The 22244-nt window shown below is 32.3% G+C and carries 15 protein-coding genes, 4 tRNA genes and 1 pseudogene; 10 read left to right on the top strand and 10 right to left on the bottom strand.

Annotated features, from left to right (window positions below; all coding sequences use genetic code 11):
• Positions 1 to 209: 209 nt before the first annotated feature.
• Positions 210 to 4622 carry a translocation/assembly module TamB domain-containing protein gene (locus tag DB891_RS10350; RefSeq protein WP_317046002.1) on the bottom strand — a complete coding sequence of 1471 codons (4413 nt, stop codon included), beginning with the start codon at positions 4620 to 4622 and terminating at the stop codon, positions 210 to 212.
• 233 nt (positions 4623 to 4855) lie between these two features.
• Between DB891_RS10350 and tsaD the strand changes: the two genes are divergently transcribed.
• The 8 genes and pseudogenes from tsaD to DB891_RS10310 all read left to right on the top strand — a co-directional run bounded on the left by tsaD (position 4856) and on the right by DB891_RS10310 (position 12256).
• Complete coding sequence (gene tsaD, locus DB891_RS10345) at positions 4856 to 5878, top strand: tRNA (adenosine(37)-N6)-threonylcarbamoyltransferase complex transferase subunit TsaD (protein ID WP_116763230.1); 1023 nt, start codon at positions 4856 to 4858, stop codon at positions 5876 to 5878.
• A gap of 3 nt (positions 5879 to 5881) precedes the next feature.
• Positions 5882 to 6589, top strand: coding sequence for a 16S rRNA (uracil(1498)-N(3))-methyltransferase (locus tag DB891_RS10340; RefSeq protein ID WP_116763228.1), 708 nt, complete (start codon positions 5882 to 5884; stop codon positions 6587 to 6589).
• A gap of 114 nt (positions 6590 to 6703) precedes the next feature.
• Positions 6704 to 7342, top strand: coding sequence for a DUF4159 domain-containing protein (locus DB891_RS10335; RefSeq protein ID WP_116763226.1), 639 nt, complete (start codon positions 6704 to 6706; stop codon positions 7340 to 7342).
• Between the two features lie 149 nt (positions 7343 to 7491).
• Positions 7492 to 8017 (top strand): annotated as a pseudogene (locus DB891_RS10330) (M43 family zinc metalloprotease); the annotation flags it as partial.
• A 283-nt stretch (positions 8018 to 8300) separates the two neighbouring features.
• Positions 8301 to 9251 carry a zinc metalloprotease gene (locus DB891_RS10325; protein ID WP_116763224.1) on the top strand — a complete coding sequence of 317 codons (951 nt, stop codon included), beginning with the start codon at positions 8301 to 8303 and terminating at the stop codon, positions 9249 to 9251.
• Between the two features lie 77 nt (positions 9252 to 9328).
• A complete protein-coding gene (locus tag DB891_RS10320) occupies positions 9329 to 10420 on the top strand; it encodes an AI-2E family transporter (protein ID WP_116763222.1) in 1092 nt (363 codons plus the stop codon).
• 1 nt (position 10421) lies between these two features.
• On the top strand, positions 10422 to 11603 hold the full coding sequence (locus DB891_RS10315) for a class I SAM-dependent methyltransferase (protein WP_116763220.1): 1182 nt from the start codon (positions 10422 to 10424) through the stop codon (positions 11601 to 11603).
• A gap of 86 nt (positions 11604 to 11689) precedes the next feature.
• Entirely contained in the window at positions 11690 to 12256 is a 567-nt protein-coding gene (locus tag DB891_RS10310) for a hypothetical protein (protein WP_116763218.1), read from the top strand.
• 65 nt (positions 12257 to 12321) lie between these two features.
• Here the strand turns inward: DB891_RS10310 and DB891_RS10305 are convergent, their stop codons facing one another.
• The 6 genes from DB891_RS10305 to DB891_RS10280 all read right to left on the bottom strand — a co-directional run bounded on the left by DB891_RS10305 (position 12322) and on the right by DB891_RS10280 (position 14331).
• The gene (locus tag DB891_RS10305; RefSeq protein WP_116763216.1) at positions 12322 to 12501 is read right to left on the bottom strand and encodes a hypothetical protein; all 180 of its coding nucleotides are present in this window, start codon (positions 12499 to 12501) and stop codon (positions 12322 to 12324) included.
• Between the two features lie 482 nt (positions 12502 to 12983).
• Complete coding sequence (locus DB891_RS10300; protein WP_116763214.1) at positions 12984 to 13637, bottom strand: M15 family metallopeptidase; 654 nt, start codon at positions 13635 to 13637, stop codon at positions 12984 to 12986.
• A gap of 95 nt (positions 13638 to 13732) precedes the next feature.
• A tRNA-Arg gene (locus DB891_RS10295) sits at positions 13733 to 13806 on the bottom strand.
• A gap of 112 nt (positions 13807 to 13918) precedes the next feature.
• Positions 13919 to 13992, bottom strand: a tRNA-Arg gene (locus tag DB891_RS10290).
• 96 nt (positions 13993 to 14088) lie between these two features.
• A tRNA-Pro gene (locus DB891_RS10285) sits at positions 14089 to 14163 on the bottom strand.
• Between the two features lie 84 nt (positions 14164 to 14247).
• Positions 14248 to 14331: transfer RNA gene (locus DB891_RS10280), tRNA-Ser, on the bottom strand.
• Positions 14332 to 14571: 240 nt separating this feature from the next.
• Here DB891_RS10280 and DB891_RS10275 point away from each other — a divergent pair.
• Both DB891_RS10275 and DB891_RS10270 read left to right on the top strand, forming a co-directional pair.
• Positions 14572 to 15750, top strand: a complete 1179-nt coding sequence (locus DB891_RS10275) for an acetyl-CoA C-acyltransferase (protein ID WP_116763212.1) — start codon at positions 14572 to 14574, stop codon at positions 15748 to 15750.
• Positions 15751 to 15828: 78 nt separating this feature from the next.
• Entirely contained in the window at positions 15829 to 16590 is a 762-nt protein-coding gene (locus DB891_RS10270) for a C40 family peptidase (RefSeq protein WP_116763210.1), read from the top strand.
• Positions 16591 to 16647: 57 nt separating this feature from the next.
• On the opposite strand, the gene DB891_RS10265 is transcribed toward DB891_RS10270, so the two are convergent.
• From DB891_RS10265 to gyrA, 3 genes are all read right to left on the bottom strand, one after another.
• On the bottom strand, positions 16648 to 17712 hold the full coding sequence (locus DB891_RS10265; protein ID WP_189337135.1) for a tetratricopeptide repeat protein: 1065 nt from the start codon (positions 17710 to 17712) through the stop codon (positions 16648 to 16650).
• Positions 17713 to 18298: 586 nt separating this feature from the next.
• The gene (locus DB891_RS10260) at positions 18299 to 19567 is read right to left on the bottom strand and encodes a tetratricopeptide repeat protein (protein WP_116763208.1); all 1269 of its coding nucleotides are present in this window, start codon (positions 19565 to 19567) and stop codon (positions 18299 to 18301) included.
• A 39-nt stretch (positions 19568 to 19606) separates the two neighbouring features.
• Positions 19607 to 22219 carry a DNA gyrase subunit A gene (gyrA, locus tag DB891_RS10255; protein ID WP_116763206.1) on the bottom strand — a complete coding sequence of 871 codons (2613 nt, stop codon included), beginning with the start codon at positions 22217 to 22219 and terminating at the stop codon, positions 19607 to 19609.
• Positions 22220 to 22244 lie beyond the last annotated feature (25 nt).

Here is a 22244-nt window from a genome sequence, read left to right as displayed (position 1 = left end):
AATAAATCGAGTTTAAAAAAAATCTTATATAAATAAAGTTGGCTTTATAAAGATTCATTTATAAAGTAGAGCATTAATTAAAATAGGGTGTATTATACACCAATATCAATAGAGCTATATTCTAAACAGAGAGTGTTAAATTTTTACCATATTAAGAAATATAAGATCCTTTAGGCAAGGATCTAAAAACGATAACTTATATTTCTACCTTAGTCGTTTTCTGGCAACACGGCATCCTGATTTATTTTAGGCTTATCGGATTTGGGCTCTTTGGGTTTAGAAAAATTAATAAAATCTGGATTTAAGTTAGAATCTGGATTCTCTATGTCTGTTTTTCCTTTAGTAGGCATTGTTATTTTTTTGCTTTTAAACATCTTATCGACCAATTCCCTGAAAGTATCAAAATCGACTTCATAAATAAGTCCACCTCCTTGAGTATATCCAATTTCTTGCCCAACGTAGTTAATATCGTTTTCTCTATTGAATACATGCAAGTTAAAAGAACCATCATCATTAACTCTATACTTAATATCGACATCACCAACAACTGCCGATTCATTAACTCCTCCAAAAGGAACTCCTATCCTTCCGTTGATGGTTATTCGTTCATTCACTTTAGAAGAAACAATAGCTTCAAATCTTCCATCCGTTTCTTTTCCGGGTCTTTTGTCTTGCGTTACAAGATTAAAATTCATTTCAAAAGTTTCATCATTCGACTGTACAATATTCCCTAACATTCCTGAAGCCGTTTCATACAAACTTGACGCACCTATTTGATTAGTTCCATCTTTACTTAAAAAACTACCTGTAGACAATAAATACAAAGCCTGAGTTTGACGCACGTCTTTATCTGCTAATTCCGTTTCAAGTTCAGATTTCAACACACTTGTAACAGTTGGGAAATTAATCATAAAATCCGGTTCTGGCCTAGTTAAATCGCCACGAATACCAATAACAACTTCAACAGGAACTTTTTTATTGATACTCGAACTCTCTAATAGCAATGCCGGATTTGCCGATATCTTATAGACAGCCTCTAAATTCAATTGTGCTTTCAGTGGATTACCTTCCCAAACAATGGATCCTCCTTTTTTTACATTGAATTTCTTGTCAATTATTCCTCCATACTTAAAATTATATGTTCCATCAAAAGGCAAGAAGTCCCCCCACATATTAAACTTACCTAAAGTATTAATTTTAAATAATAAGGTTCCATTTCCTCTTCCTTTCATTCCATGTCCAGAATTTCTATCCAATATCACTTCCACCTCGGCATTTGGGGTTATTTCGAAATCAAACTCTAATTCAAGTCCGTTGTATTTCTTCTTGCTTTCTACAATACCCTTTTGCAAATTGAACTTTTCTTTAGGGGTCACAAAATGAATAAAACTGTTCTCGCTTACACTTTCTGCATTATTGATCGGGATTTTTACAGCAGTTCCTTTTTCTGATTTTGCGTCTACTTTTATGAACAACGCATCGGCAGGTCCTTTAATAGTTGCCCTACCATCAATGAATGCAGTACCAAAATAAGCCGCATCTTCACTATCTTTTGTATCCAAAGCCAAAAACCTTTTTGAATTTACAGTCAAATCCAATTTCCAATCCGAAAAATTATTATGCTCCACAACCCCATTCAATGTTCCTGTGGTTTTATATTTTGTATCGGTTAGGGTATTGTTTCTGAATAAGAATTTCTCCCCTGTCAAATCAATGATAGTTTTGTTATTTAACGCATAATCAACATTTAGATAAGGAATAGATAATCCCCCTTCATTTACATAAAGTCTTCCATTAATTTCCGGTTTTTTCATAGTACCGCCTATGGTTGCATTTCCAGAAACAAATCCTCTAATATTGGATATCACATCGCCACCCAAAGAGCTTAAAGTAGCTAAATTAAATCGGTCAAATTTTAGATTTAAATCAAATACCGTTGCTTCGTTTTCAATTTCAAAACTCCCATCTGCATTAAAAGACTCAAAATTTTCATTTTCAATGGTTGAAAATAAAGTGAATTTTTTTAAATTTTCATCACCTCGTATATCAAAATTCAAAACACCCAACTCGTGATCATTCACTTTCAAATTATCTATTACTATTGAAGCTGTAGGTTCATATTTAAGCTTGTTTTGTTTGTAATTGACATCTCCATTCAAATTACCATATACTAAAAAACTTTGTTGCGCAGATACCCAGTCATTTATATTAACATCTTTAAAATGTGCTTTAAAATCTTTATAATCTTTCCCTATAATATCCCCGCTAAATGTAATTTCCTGTTTTTTATTGGATAAAATAAAATCATCTAAGCGAAATTCTTTTAATTCTTTATCAAAGACAACTCGGTTATTAGATAAATTCAATTCATTTAGAAACCATAAACTATTTTTTATTTTAATTTCCGATTTACTAAAACCAATTACATTTTTATTTTCTTTATTCATAGTATGATATAAATCCAGATTAAAACTGTCTTCCCCTTTTGTACCGCCTTTAAATTCTGTTCGAAAGAATAAGGTATCTTTTGAAGTCACATTTATCAAACTAAAATCACGAATTTTATACATCTCAGTTTTTATGCTGTCTAACTCGATATAGGCATTATACAGTGGATTTTTATTATCGATTGAAATCCTAATATTATCAAAAGTATTTTCGAAAGCTTTAATTACAGGGGAATTAAAATTGAATTTAAAATCATTATTATCCGAGTTAATACTCCCTTTTACAATTGTATTTTCACTAACTTTTATTTCAGGAAAAAAGACTTCAACTATTTTACTGTTAATAGAAAAATTAAATTTTAAAAACTGTCCTTTATTTACTTTTATAGGTTTATAATTTGTATATAGACTTCCCAACGAATTAGAGACTAAACCTTTCAGATCTGAAAATTTATATTTACCCACTACTTCCCCATCTGTAATATCAGGCGAATTCACTTTTATGGTTCGAATCCTTCCTGCATCAAATATTGAATTGATATTAAAATCATTAAACTGATACGTATCTTTAGAATTGGTATAAGTAGCATTATTTACATAAATATTCCCCTGCATGTCATCAATTGAATTCCCTTGTGTCTTAACAATTATATTTCCTCTAAAAAGTGAAATACTATCATTTACAAACTTCAATTTATGCAATTCGGCTCTTTCTATATCAATATTAAAATCATGTTTACTGTCTTTTTTACTAAAGTCAAGCAATCCATCAAAATTCAATTTTAAATTTGGATCGTTAACCTTAACATTTCCTGCATATAAAGGCAATTTGAAATTACCATTTAAAACTATATTACTATATGTATACTTATTATAATCGATTTTCGAGACCGATCCTTTTAACGCTGTATTCAAATATTTTTCTGAAAACCCTTTCCCATCAACATCTAAATTTAAACTTACCTTGTACAAATCTTTATTATCCAAAAGATTTCCAATATTAAAATCATTCAAAACCACATACCCTACATAAGCTGCTTTATCGCTTTGATCCATGTCTTTAATCTTAAAATTAGATTTCACATGTCCCAAAGCGGTAGTCATGGCAAGATTTGCTTTTATGGATGTGGTGGTAATTTGAGCATTCCCAATTATTGAAATATCACCTAGTTTTTTTAAAATAAGAGGTAGCTTCTTTCCTAAAACGTTTGGCAGTATACTTACTACATCATCATAATTAGACTTAAGCTTATCGAATTTCCCATTCATATAAAACTTCTGGTCTTCGGTCCCTAAAAGGTTTTTAAAATTAATGAACCCCTCCAGTTCAGTGCCACGATTGTCTTTTAACTTTAAATCCAGCAATTTTAAATTATTAAGCGGCCCTTTTATTCGAGCTTTGATCTTAAAATATTGATATTTCCCTAATTCATTGTAAAAATGACGAATATCATTTGAAGCCAAAATACCAGACTTAATTTTGACATCAAAATCGACTTTATCTGTAAAATAAGCAAAATCATCAATATCATAATTTAATGCTGCATCTCCTTTTATACTCGATTCTTTGGTTTTAATCGCCAAATTTTCGAGTTTCATTTGCGTTTGGGTAAAACTATAGTTTCCTGTTAGATTTTCTACATACAAACCCCTATGATCTAAAAAAGACATTTTTTTGATGTTCGCGTAGACTTCTGGTCCGTAAATTTTGAAATCAGTAACCAAAATATTTAGTCTTGTAAAATCTACATCTTTAGGGTTTTCTCTATTTTCATCCGTTAAAATAAAACGACCATCGGTTAAATCAATTTTTGTGGCTTTTAGCAAAAAGTGTTTTTTTGAAGGAGGAGCTCCAGTTTCAAAAGCATCAACAAAATAATCAAGATTCGTTTTCTTCTCTTTTTTATAAGTTTTCAAATTAAAGAGCACACCGTTCATCGCTAAATCTCCAAATAACAAATCACCTTCTAAAAGCTGTTTAGCTCCTAGAATCGTTGTATTTATCCTTTTGGTATAAATTAAAGTATCCTTATGGTGATCTATTATTAGAACTTGTTTAAGTTTAACACCACCAAATAAGGTAAGTTGCACTTCATCTATAGCAATATGAATTCCAAAATCTTCATTGATGCTTTTCACGAAGTATTGAGCCACTCTTGTCTGAACACTAGGCAAAGTAAGTGCTATAAAAAGTACTAGTAAAAGTAATATTAGTCCAAGTAGCGTACGGAATATTATTTTTTTAATTTTTTTGATAGGGGTCGTTTTTAATTTATTTCTCCAAAATAACATTTTGCCTATGGAAATGATAATACCTTAAATAAAAAATCTTTAATTTTGGCATCGCTGTAAAAATACTATTTTTATGGTAATTCATCAAATTTAGACCAAAATTCGTCCTTATATATATGCAAAATTCCGAGGTTTTTATTCTTGCCATCGAAAGTTCATGCGATGATACTGCTGCAGCCGTTTTACATAACGACAAAGTACTGTCTAATGTTGTTGCTAATCAGTTAATTCACAACCAATATGGGGGTGTAGTTCCTGAACTTGCTTCTAGGGCACATCAACAAAACATAGTTCCGGTTATAGATGCGGCACTCAAAAAAGCTAACATTCAAAAAGAACAACTGTCTGCAATTGCTTTTACGCAAGGTCCGGGACTTATGGGATCTCTTTTGGTAGGAAGTTCCTTTGCCAAATCATTGGCCCTGGCTCTACAAATTCCACTTATTGCCGTAAATCACATGCACGCCCACATTTTGGCACATTTTATAGACGAAGAGGGATTTGACAAACCAACATTTCCCTTTTTGGCTTTAACCATTAGTGGAGGCCATACCCAGATTGTGAGAGTAAATAGTTTTTTTGACATGACAATCATAGGAGAAACTACAGATGATGCGGTTGGAGAAGCTTTTGACAAGAGTGCAAAGATATTGGGACTTCCCTATCCTGGTGGCCCTTTAGTTGACAAATATGCTCAACTTGGAAATCCGAAAGCATTTCCTTTTACAAAACCAAAAGTACCGGGATTAGATTTTAGTTTCTCTGGATTAAAAACGGCTATTTTATATTTTATCCAAAAGAAAAAAATAGAGAACCCCAATTTTGTCGAAGAGAACTTAAATGATATTTGCGCTTCTATACAATACACTATTATTGAAATTTTGATGGATAAATTAAAAATGGCTGTCAAAGAAACCGGCATCAAACAAATTGCCATTGGCGGTGGAGTTTCTGCCAATTCCGGAATTCGAAACACATTAAAAGAAACCGAAAATAAATACGGTTGGAAAACATTTATCCCTAAATTTGAATACACCACCGATAATGCTGCAATGATTGGAATTGTAGGTTATCAAAAGTTTTTATCTGAAACATTTGAAACGACTGCAGTTGTTTCAAAAGCACGAATACAATTTTAAATTATGCAATTATTTTATAATCCGACTATTACAGAATCTACTGAGACTTTTTCTTTTGACAAAGAAGAAAGCAAACATATTATTAAAGTTTTACGCAAAAAAGACACTGACATCTTATTTGTTACCAATGGTTTAGGTTTTTTATTTAAAACAGAAATCACATTGGCATCCGACAGCAAATGTACGGTTCAAATTTTGTCATTTGAAAAGATAGAGCTTCCTAAATACAAATTGCATTTAGCCGTAGCTCCAACTAAAATGAATGATCGTTACGAATGGTTACTTGAAAAAGCTACCGAAATTGGTATTCACGAAATCACGCCAATTATTTGTGATAGATCCGAAAGAAAAGTCATCAATGCCGAAAGATTTGATAAGATTATTTTATCGGCAATGAAACAATGTAACCAATTGCATCTTCCTATATTAAATCCTGCGGTAACATTCAAAGAATTCGTAAAACAAAAAAACGAAGGTTTACAGTTAATTGCACACTGCGAAGAAACCGATAAAAGAACACTGAAATCAGTTTTAAAACCTAATGAAAACTACACTATTCTAATTGGACCCGAAGGTGATTTTTCTGAAAAAGAAATTGCTTTGGCATTAGAAAATAACTATATCCCTGTTTCGTTAGGCAATACTAGATTAAGAACTGAAACTGCCGCTATTGTTGCCTGTCATAGCGTAGTATTTATAAATGAAGAGTAGATTTTAGTCCCGAAAGCTTTCGGGAGTCGATTTCTGATTTTTGACTGCAGATTTTATATTGTCATTGAAATTGTCATTGATATTGCCATTGCCATTAAAATTACTACATAGTAAATGAAAAAAATATATTTCCTTTTAGTATTCATTTCTGTTGCTTCCTATTCACAGGAAATTGCGCTTGTAAAATACAGTGGTGGTGGTGATTGGTACGCCAATCCAACCTCTTTGCCTAATTTAATAAAATTTTGCAATGCCAATATCAATACCAAAATTAAATCCAAACCAAGAACCGTAGAACCCAGTAGCCCTGACTTGCTTTCGTATCCATTTGTTCATATGACCGGTCATGGGAATGTCGTTTTTAGTGATGTCGATGTTATCAATTTAAGAAATTACTTACTAGGTGGTGGTTTCCTTCACATTGATGATAATTATGGTATGGATCAATACATTCGAAAAGAAATAAGGAAAATTTTCCCAAATAATAACTTAGTTGAAATTCCTGCTAATCACGCACTATTTCAAAAACCGTTTTCCTTTCCTTATGGATTACCCAAAATCCATGAACACGATGGTAAAAGACCACAAGCCTTCGGAATATTTATAGACTCCAAATTAGTTTTATTGTATACTTATGAGTGTGATCTCGGAGATGGATGGGAAGATTCTGAAGTAAATAATGATCCATTTGAAGTTCGTGAGAAAGCCTTAAAAATGGGTGCCAATATTATTAATTACATTTTTACCAATTAATACCGATTGTATTTATTATTTTGACCAATACCGTTATTCCTTTTAAATTAGTCCAATAAAAATTATACTAAACAAAAAATACAACGGCATTATACGAGAAGTTAATGGCCTAAAACATATTGGTCAATTGGAATAACAATATTAACCAAAAAACATCATGGGGAACAAATGATGCTATGAAAAAAAACAAGCTCAGGAGGATTAGCTCCAATATCTCCAACTACGAAACTTAATATGTGGGTTTGTACTATTGGTGGCGGTATACTAGGGTATGTACAATTTCCTGGAGGATCATCTTCTACTGATGGTGTTGCTATCGATTCTAAATATTTTGGTTTATAAGGCTCTGCAAATGCACCTTTCAATCTTGGAAGAACCGCTACACATGAAGTGGGGCACTGGATGAATTTAAGACACATTTGGGGGATGCAACTTGCGGAAGTGATTTAGTATCAGACACTCCAACTCATAAATACTTCTAATTATGGCGTTCCTGCATATCCACATTATAGCACCTGTACTGGTACACCGGTAGAAATGACAATGAATTATATGGATTACACGGACGATAGAGGAATGTACATGTTTTCAACTGGTCAAAAAAGCAGAATGTCTGCCATTTTTCTTTCAGGTGGATCAAGAGCATCTTTTAGACTATATTTTTTTTTATTTTGAAAATAAAACTCACCACATGTTGGTGAGTTTTTTTTTGATTACAATGTCACGCCTTAGAAATAATGCAACACAAAAAAGCATCATAAATATTGATAAACCTTTCATTGCTAATACGCTTTAATTTGTTTTTACAGATTTTTCTTTCTTAAATTAGCATTTTAACGGATAAATCATACCGTTTAACCGTTTTGACTCAAGTAACTTGCAGCTTTTGATTAATTGTTATAAAATTGTGAAATAATTAACTAACCAAACATTTTTATAACAAAAAAACCAATTATTTATGAAAAAATTATTTTTTTCGGCAGCAGCTGTACTATTGTTTTTCTCGTGCCAAAACGATCAAACAGATCTGGCAAACTCAGATACCTCTGCGATTGCAAAAAGAGGTTGTGCTACGCAAGATGTACTTGAAGCTCAAATGAAAGCAGATCCTACATTGGCTATCAGAATGAACCAAATTGAAGCTTTTACTCAAAAAGCAATGCTTACAAAACGTTTAGTAAACGGAAAAGTAGTAATTCCTGTAGTTGTAAACGTTTTATACAGAACAGCAGCAGAAAATATTTCGGATGCACAAATACAATCACAAATTGATGTATTAAACAAAGATTTTACAGCAACAAACCCTGATTTTGCGAATACACCAGCTGAATTTGCAGGAGTTGCCGCTAATGTTGATATCACTTTTGAACTAAAACAAATCATCAGAAAATCGACTACAAAAACTTCATGGGGTACTACTGACACTATGAAAAATGCAAAAAGAGGTGGTATCGCACCTACATCACCAAGTAGCAACCTTAATCTATGGGTTTGTACAATTGGAGGAGGAATCTTAGGTTATGCTCAATTCCCTGGTGGAGCTGCAGCTACTGATGGAGTTGCAATTGATTCAAAATACTTTGGTTTATCAGGTACAGCAAATTACCCATACAACTTAGGAAGAACTGCTAGCCATGAAATAGGTCACTGGATGAACTTACGTCACATTTGGGGTGATGCAAATTGCGGAAGCGATATGGTTGCTGATACACCAACTGCTCAAACTTCAAACTATGGAGTTCCTGCATACCCACACGTAAGTACTTGTCTTCCTGCTCATAATGAAATGACTATGAACTACATGGATTACACTGACGATAGAGGAATGTTTATGTTCTCTAATGGTCAAAAATCAAGAATGTCTGCTTTGTTTGTTTCTGGTGGAGCAAGATCAGGTTTCGGAATATAATTATAACTAAAATTTTAGTTTTCAAAACTCGCTACTTGTTAGCGAGTTTTTTTATCTTTATAACCTAATATAACGATATGATTACATCCAAAATTTTAGCAAATGGAATTTTAAGAGCTATTGGCACTTTAATTTTAGCGGCATTATTACTTTATTTTTTGTACCAAATTCAATACGTCCTAATTTATGTTTTAGTTTCATTAATACTAACCTTAATTGGCATCCCTGTTTTAGAATTTTTCAAAAAAAGACTAAAGTTCAAACACACTATTGCAACAATTACCATTTTAACACTTTATATCTTGATCATTTTGGGTTTTATAATGATGTTTATTCCATTAATTATATCACAGGGTCAAAATTTATCACTTTTAAATACAGTTGAAATTGAAAAAAACAGTTTAGAGCTTATCAAACAAATAAACACATTTTTAGAGCGCCATCATATAGACTCCAAAGCCGTTTTTGATGTAAAAAACTTTAAATCTGTTGTAAATTTCAACCTAATCCCTAACTTTTTAAATATAGTAGTTGGAACAATCAGTAATTTCGGTATGGGGATGGGTGCTGTACTGTTTATTACTTTTTTCTTCCTTAAAGACAGGTCAATGTTTGTAAATGGTGCCAAACTGCTTATCCCCGACTCTCATGAAGAGAAAATTTTAAACTCGATAGAGAAAATAAACGTATTGCTTTCCCGATATTTTATAGGTTTGCTACTTCAACTATTCATAGTTTTTATATTGTACACTATTGTTTTATCTGTTTTTGGAATACCCAATGTGTTTATAATTGCCTTTTTATGTGCCGTTTTGAACATCATCCCTTATCTAGGACCTTTAATTGCTTCGGTTTTAGCAGCTATTTTAACCATGATAAGCCATCTTGGATCTGATTTTCAAACTGAAATTTTACCCACTACTATATATGTATTAATAGGTTTCTGGATTGTTCAAGTGATTGACAATAACCTTTCACAACCCATCATATTTTCTAAAAGCGTAAGTTCCCACCCATTGGAAATATTTCTGGTAATATTGATAGCAGGATTCTCATTTGGAATCTTGGGAATGATAATTGCTGTTCCTATATACACAATTATAAAAGTAATTTGCAAAGAGTTTTTTCCCGACAATGAACTTATTCAACTCATAACTAAAAACATATAAATTGAATTTAGACGTTCTAAATCCTAAAATACAGGAGTTTATCAATTCAAATATTGGGAAAGCTGTATCAAAATTGGCGCTTCAAAAAAACCCGTTTCCTACAGTAGAATGGATTGATATTTTAAATCAAATCGCAGCAAAGACAAAAGCAAAAGAAAAGCTCCCTACCTGGTTTTCGACCCCTAATATTATTTATCCCAGCAAAATTTCAGTAGAACAAACTTCTTCGGAGAAAACGGCATTATACAAAGCTTCTATTGTTTCTGGCGAAAATTTGATTGATTTAACAGGAGGCTTTGGTATTGATGATTACTATTTTTCAAAACAAATGAAAAATGTAGTGCATTGCGAAATCAATTCCGAATTGTCCGATATCGTAAAACACAATTTTAAACAATTAAATACAAAAAACATCACTTGCTACGCTGGTGATAGTTTAGCGACTTTAAACGCTTTAGATTTAAAATGGGATTGGATATACATTGATCCTTCCAGAAGAAGTGATATTAAAGGTAAAGTGTTCATGCTAAAAGACTGCCTCCCCAATGTGCCAGAACATCTAGACCTATACTTTAGTAAATCAGACGCTGTATTGATAAAAACGGCTCCAATACTTGATATTACAGCGGGATTATCCGAATTGCAGCATGTAAAAACGATCCATATTGTAGCAATTGACAATGAAGTAAAAGAATTGCTTTGGGAATTACATAAAGGCCATGTTGGAAATGTTAAAATTAAAACTATTTCCATATCAAAGGAAAAAACAGAAACTTTTGATTTTGTTTTAAACGAATATATAGAAATTCCAACATATAGTTTACCTCTAAAATTTTTATACGAACCCAATAGTTCAATAATGAAATCAGGAGGATTTGATGAAGTTGGATCATTTCATAAATTAAACAAACTCCATAAGCACTCCCATCTATATACCTCAGATGATCTAATTTCTTTTCCGGGAAGAATTTTTAAAATTGAAAATTCCATTGCATACGGTAAAATAGAAATGAAGCAGTTTTTAGAAAATCAGAAAGCAAATGTAACGACAAGAAATTTTCCGGAAACTGTTGAAAATATCCGAAAAAAATGGAAAATTAAAGAAGGTGGAAATCTGTATTGTTTTTTCACAACAGATGAAAATAATAATAAAATTGTCTTAATTTGCAGCAAACTAAAATAAAAAAGAAATCGCCATGATTCAAATTCATAAATCTAAATAAAGAATGGCGATACCTTGTTCCTAATAAAAAACAATATTATCTACATATGAAATACGCTCTGATCTTAACTTTTAGCTTTTTAAGCTTTACTCTATTTGCCCAAAAACCATGCGAATATTCAGCCAATGTCACCGACTCCATTGGTACCTATAAATCGACTCCAGCATATTTAATCAGTGAGAAAGTTTTTGCCGGAAATTCAAATTACATATTTTATTCTTTAGCCTTAACCGATGGTTTACCTACGTTAAATGTACAATTGATTCAAAAAAGCAAAGATTTTTTAAAAGCAAATTGTTTTGATAAAGATTCAAAAATTTATTTACAACTCCAAAATGGAAAAATCATAACTCTTATACATATTGATCAAGAAAGCTGCGGCTCAATGGTAAGAGATGACAAAGGCTTTGATAATAGAGTCAAAACTGGAATTTTCATGTTTATGAAAGACAATTTTCAAGATTTAAAAACATCTCCTATATCCTTAATGCGAATAAAATATTTAACAGACGTTGAAGACTACGTATTCAAAAAAGAATTCACAGCCGAACTAGATGGAAAAATATACCGTCCCGAAACTTATTTTATAGACAATTTACGTTGTATCGAATAAATACAAAACTTAAACTAAAAAAAAATATTTTTAAACGGACAGGCTCCCGTTTAAAAATGTTTTTTTTATGCTGAATAACTATCTCGATTTTCGTTATTCTTTTCTATATACGTCACATAATTTTTCACGTTACGCACTACTAGAGGAACTAGTACACCTACAACAACCACTTCAACAAATGTAATTCCACTTTTATTTTCTGGCCCAATACATTTAAAAAAACTATTTTGCAATATCGTTTTCATCTATCAAATTTATATTCTTTTTCAATTTGATACATGAATTAGAGACACTATTAATTGTATAGATAATATCTTTTGACATTTCTACATTTGTTTTTAAAACAAATAGTAGACATATCTTTTCACTTTGCAACCAAATCAAAAAACTGAATTTAAAAGCAATTTTAAAAGCTACTCTTAATATTCAATATGGGGGTTAAATTTATCTTGCTTACAAACCATTGTTTTTAAATGATTTATAGCGCGAAAATAAAATATAATTCAATTAAACAACAATATAATCGATGAAATGCATATAATAAATGTATTTTCATGTTTTTTCTTACGCATTTTACAACAATCAAGCCTTAAAGTAGTTACGCTTATTAAATTTGAGCAAAAAAAAAGTAGTTTATAAAAAGGGTTTGTAACCACTTAAGGATTAGAAAACAACGAAAAATGACTTTTAAATTATTCGAAGAATGAGAAAAAAAGTAAAAAACTCATTAATTACAGTCCCATTTAAAATTAGAAACCGAATCCTTTGAACCAGTTTTCAAATTGTAATGCCACCATTCTGAATCAAATGAATTAAAATGTTCTTTTTCCATATTTTTTTTCAAAAGCTTCCTATTGTTTTTAATTTCCTTCGAAAAATTTGGATAATCATGACTTGCTTCTATTCCAAAATAATCGAAAGCAGTTCCCATATCCAATTCTTTACCATTCAGATCTACAAGCGTAATATCTACAGCTCCTCCCCTATTATGAATAGAACCATTGCTCGGGTTAGCAACATATATTGGATTTGACACAATAGCCCACATTTTTTTTTGAATGTCCAGTGGTCTATAACAATCGAATAGTTTTATTTTAAAACCTTTTTTCATTAATCTTTCATTGACAAGAATCAATGCTTTAACCGTTTTATAACGCAAATAGCATTTGGCACAATCATATACTTTCGCTTTTAGAAAATTATCCTCTGTGGCATATTTCATATCATACACAAAATCTTGGCTGTACTCTTTAAGATTCACAAAAGTGGTATCATTGATCATTGCTAACGGTTTAGAACTATTTGCTACAGTTTGTGAATTACACTTTACTACATACAAAATAAAAAGGAGAATCAATAAAGGTTTTAAGGTAGAAATCATGTCAAATAAATTTTCATAAAAATAGGGAAAATTTAAAAAGATCAGGAAAGTATTTAAAACAAAAAAAACGATACTATTTCTAGTGTCGTTTTAAGTGAAGGCAGAAGGATTCGAACCTTCGACCGCCTGCTTAGAAGGCAGGTGCTCTATCCAGCTGAGCTATGCCTCCATTATAATCTTTTATTCATTAACCATTGTCCATTCGATTAAAAATCGGTATAGTATGTTATTTTAGTATTTTCCATAAAAAAAAAACCCACTAAAATCAGTGGGTTTTTATGTGAAGGCAGAAGGATTCGAACCTTCGACCGCCTGCTTAGAAGGCAGGTGCTCTATCCAGCTGAGCTATGCCTCCATTATAATCTTTTATTCATTAGACTTCGACCGTCCCGATAAGAATCGGGATGCTCTATCCAGCTGAGCTATGCCTCCATTGCTCTTGAATAATTTGTCGGGGTGGCAGGATTCGAACCTGCGGCCTCCTGCTCCCAAAGCAGGCGCGATAACCGAGCTACGCTACACCCCGAAATTCAATCTTACTTATTAATTTTATGAAAAACACCTTTCGGTATTTGAATCTTGCTAGAAATCTTAACATAAAAGAAATATGCGGAGAGACAGGGACTCGAACCCTGGCACCGATCACTCGATGACAGTTTAGCAAACTGCTCCATTACCACTCTGGCACCTCTCCAAAACTCTTAGGAAACGTGTCCTGTTTTGCGGTTGCAAATTTAAGACATCTTTAGAGTTCTCACAAGTATTTTGAGGTTTTTTTTTAATGTTTTTTTCTATTTTTACAAAATCACTTCACTATCAAATATATAGCAAAAAATAAAAATCAAGCAAATATCCCAAAACTTAATATCGAATCAAAATTTGAATTCATTTAAATAAAGTTTAAATTTGCTACACAAATCAACATATACTAAACATGAACAAAAGAGTTGTTATCGTTTCTGCTGTTAGAACACCTATCGGCAGTTTTATGGGGGGATTATCTACTGTTACTGCTCCAAGACTAGGGGCAATCGCTATAAAAGGCGCTTTAGATAAAATAAATTTAGATCCAAATTTAGTCGACGAAGTATTTATGGGTAATGTGGTTCAAGCTGGCGTAGGTCAAGCTCCAGCACGCCAAGCCGCTATTTATGCTGGACTTTCAAATTCTGTTGCCTGTACAACCGTAAACAAAGTTTGCGCTTCAGGCATGAAATCTGTAATGCTTGGCGCTCAAGCCATACAATGTGGCGATGCCGAAATTGTAATTGCAGGTGGTATGGAAAACATGAGTTTAATTCCACACTATATGCACTTAAGAAATGGCACAAAATTTGGACCAAGCACTATGATTGATGGTCTACAAAAAGACGGACTTACAGATGCCTATGACAATAACGCCATGGGGGTTTGTGCTGACTTATGTGCCACTGAATACAACTTTACCAGAGAGGACCAAGATAATTTCGCAATTCAATCCTATGAGCGTTCTGCAAAAGCTTGGAATGCAGGGAAATTTGATAACGAAATAGTTCCTGTAGCTGTTCCTCAAAGAAAAGGTGATCCTATTATCATTTCAAAGGATGAAGAATATACCAATGTGAGTTTGGATAGAATTCCTTCTTTAAATGCTGTTTTTACAAAAGACGGAACTGTGACTGCCGCCAATGCATCCACAATTAATGATGGAGCCGCAGCAATGGTATTAATGAGTGAAGAAAAAGCAATTTCTTTAGGATTAAAACCACTAGCTTACATAAAAGGATATGCCGATGCAGCCCAAGAACCAAAATGGTTCACTACAAGTCCTGCGAAAGCAATCCCTAAAGCTTTAGAGAAAGCAGGAATATCAATAGACAATGTTGATTATTTCGAATTCAACGAAGCTTTTTCTGTAGTCGGTTTAGCTAATTCAAAAATTCTTGGGTTAGATAACGACAAAGTTAATGTAAACGGAGGTGCCGTTTCTTTAGGACATCCATTGGGTTGCTCAGGAGCAAGAATCATTGTTACTTTATTAAATGTTTTAGAACAAAACAATGCTAAAGTAGGCGCAGCGGCAATTTGCAACGGTGGTGGTGGAGCATCAGCAATTGTTATCGAAAGAATTTAATTAAAACAATGAATAAAAGGTCTAAGATTACTTCCAAATAATTGAAGACCTTTTATTTTTAATTTAAAACAATGTTAAATGTTTGGAATCTGTAATTTAGCCATAATACCCCTTCGAGCTGAAGCTAGTGATAAAAGCGAAATTGTTTCTCAAGTTTTATTTGGAGAACATTTTGAAATTTTAGAACAATTAAAACAATGGTCCCGTATTAAAATGCAGTATGACGATTACGAAGGCTGGATTGACACTAAACAGTTTCAAGAAATTACAGAATCAAATTTTAAGCAACTTTCAAAAGACGCGATAATCCTTAATGCCGATTTGATAGAATACATCACAGCCCCCTCAAATTTACTAATCCCCATTCCACTCGGTTCATCATTATCCTTTTTGAATTACAGTGAAATAAATACTTGCAATTTTGATTTTGAAGGCACAAAAACAAGTGGTATTAAGCCAAAAAATTTTTTATTAAACTCTGCTTTTATGTATTTAAACGCCCCTTATCTTTGGGGAGGAAAAACACCCTTTGGTATTGATTGTTCCGGCTTTACCCAGATGGTTTACAAACTCAATGGTTATAAATTATTGCGAGACGCCTCCCAACAGGCAATGCAAGGAGAAGCTTTAAGTTTTATAGAAGAAAGCGAACCCGGTGATTTAGCTTTTTTTGACAATGAAGAGGGTAACATTATACATGTTGGCATAATCATGGAAAACAACTATATCATTCATGCAAGCGGCAAAGTGAGGATTGACCGTCTAGACCATTTAGGTATCTATAATGCCGACTTAAATAAGCACACCCACAAACTTCGAGTAATAAAAAAAATAATTTAAAAAAAAGGGGGTGAAATTTAATTTCACCCCTTTTTTTTTAAAATAGAAATAACAAAATTAAATCCTCGTTTTCAATTCATCATATTCCGCTGTCATTTCTAATGATCTGTAAACACCCATAAGTGATTTAGCTACATCTTGATTTTTAGGCTCTATTAGCATGGCTTTTTTAAGATATGGAATCACACTACGTACTATATTATCTTTCTTAATCTTTAACTGATCATAAAGCTCCATTTCTTTTGGAGTATTACCCAGATTATTCATCTGATCCACTAAAGCTTTTTTCGAACCCAACTTTACATAAGCAATATTAATATATGCATCTATACAATTAGGATCTAACTCTAAAACTTTATTATAACGCATTTCAGTTTTTTCCGCATCATTCTTTTCTAAGTAAATAAATGCTAAATTTTTATTTATCTCCAATTTTTTAGAAGAGGACACTTCATTTCTAGGTTTTTCATAAGCTCCAGTTTTAATACTTACCTCTCTTACACTAGCTGAAACAAAAGATTCTTCTGTTTTTGTTTTTATATTAACGGCATAAAAAACAGTCCCTTTTCCTGAATAATTAATTTTAATTAACTCTTCATAATATTTCATTGCATTATCATAATTTTTCACTTCCATTGAAGTTGAAGCTGCATTATACAAATGCAAAGTATCTTTTTTATCAAACAAATACACATTATAACTTTTCTCTGAACTTTCATTAAACTTACCTGCTTGAAAATCTGCGGCTGCTTCATTTACTAATTTAAACTTCATCTCTCTAAGCGCTACATTTGCAGGCAATGTATATTTAAATTTACCAGATTCATTTTCTGCTTTGATCAATTCTTGATATGCAGCGGAAGCTGATGATAAATTATTTACCATATCAATGTTTTTTCCCGCCAGAGCTTTCAAAACGTTTCCTTTCAAAAAATAAAACTCAGATTTATCTTCATCTGTAGAATTAAATATAAGATATTCTGAAGACTTCAAAATACCCAATGCATCTTGGTATCTACCACTTTCAAACTCTATTTGAGCACTTTTGATTTGGTCTTTTTGAGCATATATTCCTGCATTTATCAATAATACTATTGACAGCATTACAAATTTTCTTTTCATTTGGTTAGGTTTTATTATTAAATAAGGTTTTGGGGTTCACTTTTGGACTCAATGCAATAAATTAATGCTTTTTCTATTGTATTTCAAACTAAATACTACTATTCAGTAAAGGCAAACTATATAAAATAATTATTTTATATTAATTATAGCCATAGTATTTTAAGCATTATTTACCTCCATTTTATCCGCTTTTATTCAATTTATTTTGAAAATAAGCAGCTCTCGCAGACACGAGACTCGATGTAACAATAAAGTAGTTTTCTTTCATAAATTGGTAGTTTGTTGGTTTAAAAAAATTAAATCCTAAAAAAAGCAATATCTTTAACTATAAACATAAATTTAACAATATTTAAATTACATCGTTTTTTTATCAACTAATATTTTATTAATTAAATATATTTGGCCTAAAAATAGAATTAAAATTTGATTATACAACTGAAAATTAAAGAAAAATTAACCGAAATGTAACCCACTATTTATAATTAGGAAAAGACTTCTTTTTTTAACACTCAAAACCAAATAAGTAATCTTAAAAAAAAATCCCATTCGTACTGAATGGGATTTTCTTTTATTGAAATTGCAAGAACTACATTTTAGCTTTCAAAGCTTTATATTCAGCCGTCATCTCTAACGCACTATAAACATTCAATAATGTTCTAGAAACATCTACGTTTCCTGGCTCTAGTGCTACAGCTTTTTCAAGATAAGGAATAGTACTTCTAAACAAGTCTTCTCTCTTCTTTTTCAAGGCATTATAACGCTTCATATCATCTGCCGAAGTACCTAATTTATTCATCCCATCAATGATTGCTTTTTCATCTTCCAATTTCATAGCAGCCATATTAATATAGGCGTTGATATATTTAGGATCTAATTCTATAACTTTATTATAAAACTTCTCAGCTTCGACATAATTCTTTGCTCCGGCACTTACAACACCCAAATTAAAAATTAAATCTACATCATTTGGATTTTTCTCTAATGCCTCAGCAATTAATTTCTTATAGGTATCCATATCTTTTGCCTCAAGATACAAATTCGCTTCTGTCAAGATCAATGAAGTATCATCTGGATTTGCTTTTCTTGCATCAGAAACCGCTTTTTTAGCTTCAGCAGCTTTTCCTTGCTGAACATAGATTAAAGCAATATTTTTATATATCTCTCCTCTTTTTGATGGTACAGCTTCATTTCTTGGTTTCTCATGAGTTCCCATTTTCACCAATCGATCTCTATCTGCTGCAGTATTAAAAAAGTCCTCCTGATTATTTACTTTATTCACAGCATAATAATAATTAGCTTTTCCTGAATAATTCAAAGTCTTCAACTCTTCATATAATTTAAGTGCACTATCATAATCCTTAGCGCTTACATAGGTAGAGGCCGCATAATACAGATTAATAGTATCCTTTTTCTCCAACAAATAAGCCTCATACAACTTTTTTGCACCTTCTGCATTTTTATTTATTTTTGTGTCAGCAATTGCAGCGTTGATTAATTTGCCTTTTATTTCAATAATAGAAGCTGTTGCCTGAGTAGAATACTTGTTGTTTTCAGATACTTTTTCAGCCTCCATTAATTCTTGATACGCTTTAGCAGCAAGACTTAAATTCTTATCTGTATCTACATTTTTATTTGCTAAATCTAAATATGCATTTCCTTTTACAAATAAAAATTGAGCTTTTTCAGCATCAGGAGCATTGACTATCATATGTTCTACTCCAGCTAAAATAGTAATAGCTTCATCCGACTTTCCTCCCTTTATTGCTTTTTCAGCTAATTTTATTTCATTTTTTTGAGCAAATCCTGCTACTGATAAAAATAATGCTGACGCTATTATTACATACCTACTTTTCATATTAATCTATTTTATATTTATTATTCTATTACTATTTAATTATGCCTCATCATCAGAACCATCTTCGTCTGAGTCATCTTCTTCAACTTCATCCTCTTCATCCTCATCTTCTTCAGTTACACCATCATCTTCAAGAACCTCTAAAACAGGTTTCACTCTTTCGATTTCAACCTCAATTTCATTTCCATCTTCGTCAAGTATCACTTCTTTTTCGTCATCTTTCATCACTTTTGTCACAGCGGCAATAGAATCTTTTCCTTTGATGTTTATTAATTTAACCCCTTGAGTAGCTCTTCCCATTACTCTTAAATCTTCGACAGCCATTCTGATAGTCAAACCTGATTTGTTAATAATCATCAAATCATCTGCATCTGTAACTGCGTTTATAGAAATTAGTTTTCCAGTTTTCTCGGTAATATTAAGTGTTTTTACTCCTTTACCTCCACGATTTGTAATTCTATACTCATCAAGACTTGAACGCTTACCATAACCATTTTCAGCAACCACAAGAATTTCACTGCTCATATCATTCACAGTTACCATTCCAATTACTTCATCGGTATCATCTTTAAGGGTAATTCCACGAACTCCAGAAGCAGTTCTTCCCATCGGACGAGTTTTTGTTTCTTCAAAACGAACTAATTTACCCGATTTAACCGCTAAAATGATTTGGCTTTCACCATTTGTCAATTTAGCTTCCAATAATTCATCGCCTTCCTTAATTGTAATTGCAGCAACACCATTTACTCTAGGTTTAGAATATTTCTCTAAAGAAGTTTTCTTAACCTGACCTTTTTTGGTCACCATAATTAAATTATGACTATTGATATAGTCTTTATCTTTTAAATCTTGGGTACAGATAAAAGCTTTCACTTTATCATCACTTTCAATATTCACAAGATTTTGAATCGCTCTACCTTTGGCTGTTTTACTTCCTTCTGGTATCTCATAAACACGCATCCAGAAACATTTCCCTTTTTGAGTAAAGAACATCATGTATTGGTGATTGGTTGCCACAAACATGTGTTCCAAGAAATCTTGATCTCTAGTACCAGCACTTTTTTGTCCAACTCCTCCTCTATTTTGTGTTTTGTATTCTGTTAGGTTAGTACGTTTAATGTATCCTGCATGAGAAATAGTAATTACCACATTTTCATCTGCAATCAAATCTTCGATACTTACATCCCCTCCAGAATATTCGATTTGAGAACGACGTGCATCCCCATATTTATCGCGAATTTCTGTCAATTCTTCTTTTATCAAAGCTATCCTTAAATTAACATCGGCCAATAAAGCTTTTAAATGCTCAATTAACTTCATAATCTCTTCATATTCAGCTCTCAACTTGTCTTGTTCCAGACCTGTTAATTGACGCAAACGCATTTCTACAATGGCACGAGATTGAATATCTGACAAATTGAATCTTTCGATTAATTTTTCCCTAGCTTCTTCAGTACTTTTTGAAGCTTTGATTAAAGCAATTACTTCGTCAATATTATCAGAAGCAATAATCAAACCTTCTAAAATATGAGCTCTTGCTTCCGCTTTCTTTAATTCAAATTGCGTTCTACGAGTTACCACATCATGACGGTGCTCCACAAAATAATGAATCAGATCTTTCAGATTCAACATTTGCGGACGACCTTTTACAATGGCAATATTGTTTACAGAGAAAGAAGATTGCAATTGTGTAAACTTATAAAGCGTATTCAAAACCACGTTTGGCGTGGCATCACGTTTTAATATATAAACGATACGCATCCCGTTTCTATCCGATTCATCACGGATATTTGCGATACCATCAATTTTCTTTTCATTCACTAAGTCGGCAGTACGTTTAATCATATCTGCCTTATTCACTTGATAAGGGATTTCGGTAACAATGATACATTCACGACCATCCACTTCTTCAAAACCAACTTTGGCACGCATTACTACCCTACCTCTACCAGTTTTAAAAGCTTCTCGAACTCCTTCATAACCATATATTATACCACCAGTTGGAAAATCTGGTGCTTTAATATGATGCATCAACTCATCAATCTCAATATCATTATTATCCATGTAAGCCAACGTACCGTTGATTACTTCGGTTAAATTGTGTGGTGGCATATTAGTTGCCATACCCACTGCAATTCCTGTTGCTCCATTTATTAATAAGGTAGGAACACGAGTTGGCATAACTGTTGGTTCCTCTAGAGTATCATCAAAATTCAATTTAAAATCAACGGTTTCTTTATCTATATCCGCCAAAATCTCTTCCGAAATCTTACGCATTCTTGCCTCTGTATAACGCATTGCTGCAGGACTATCGCCATCTACAGAACCAAAGTTACCTTGACCATCAATTAATAAATAACGTAAACTCCATTCTTGTGCCATACGAACCATGGCATCATAAACAGAGGTATCTCCGTGAGGGTGATATTTTCCTAGAACTTCTCCGACAATTCTTGCGGACTTTTTGTGGGCAGATTTTGAGTTAACTCCCAAATCATGCATTCCATAAAGTACTCTTCGATGTACTGGTTTCAAGCCATCTCTAACATCTGGAAGTGCTCTGGATACAATTACCGACATCGAATAATCGATATAAGCAGTTTTCATTTCATCTTCAATGTTAATAGGAATTAACTTTTCTCCTTCAGACATAATATATACTTAAATTAAAATTATT

This window comes from Flavobacterium laiguense (assembly GCF_003097655.1).
Taxonomy (GTDB): domain Bacteria; phylum Bacteroidota; class Bacteroidia; order Flavobacteriales; family Flavobacteriaceae; genus Flavobacterium; species Flavobacterium laiguense.
This window is presented reverse-complemented; position numbering and strand designations above follow the sequence as displayed.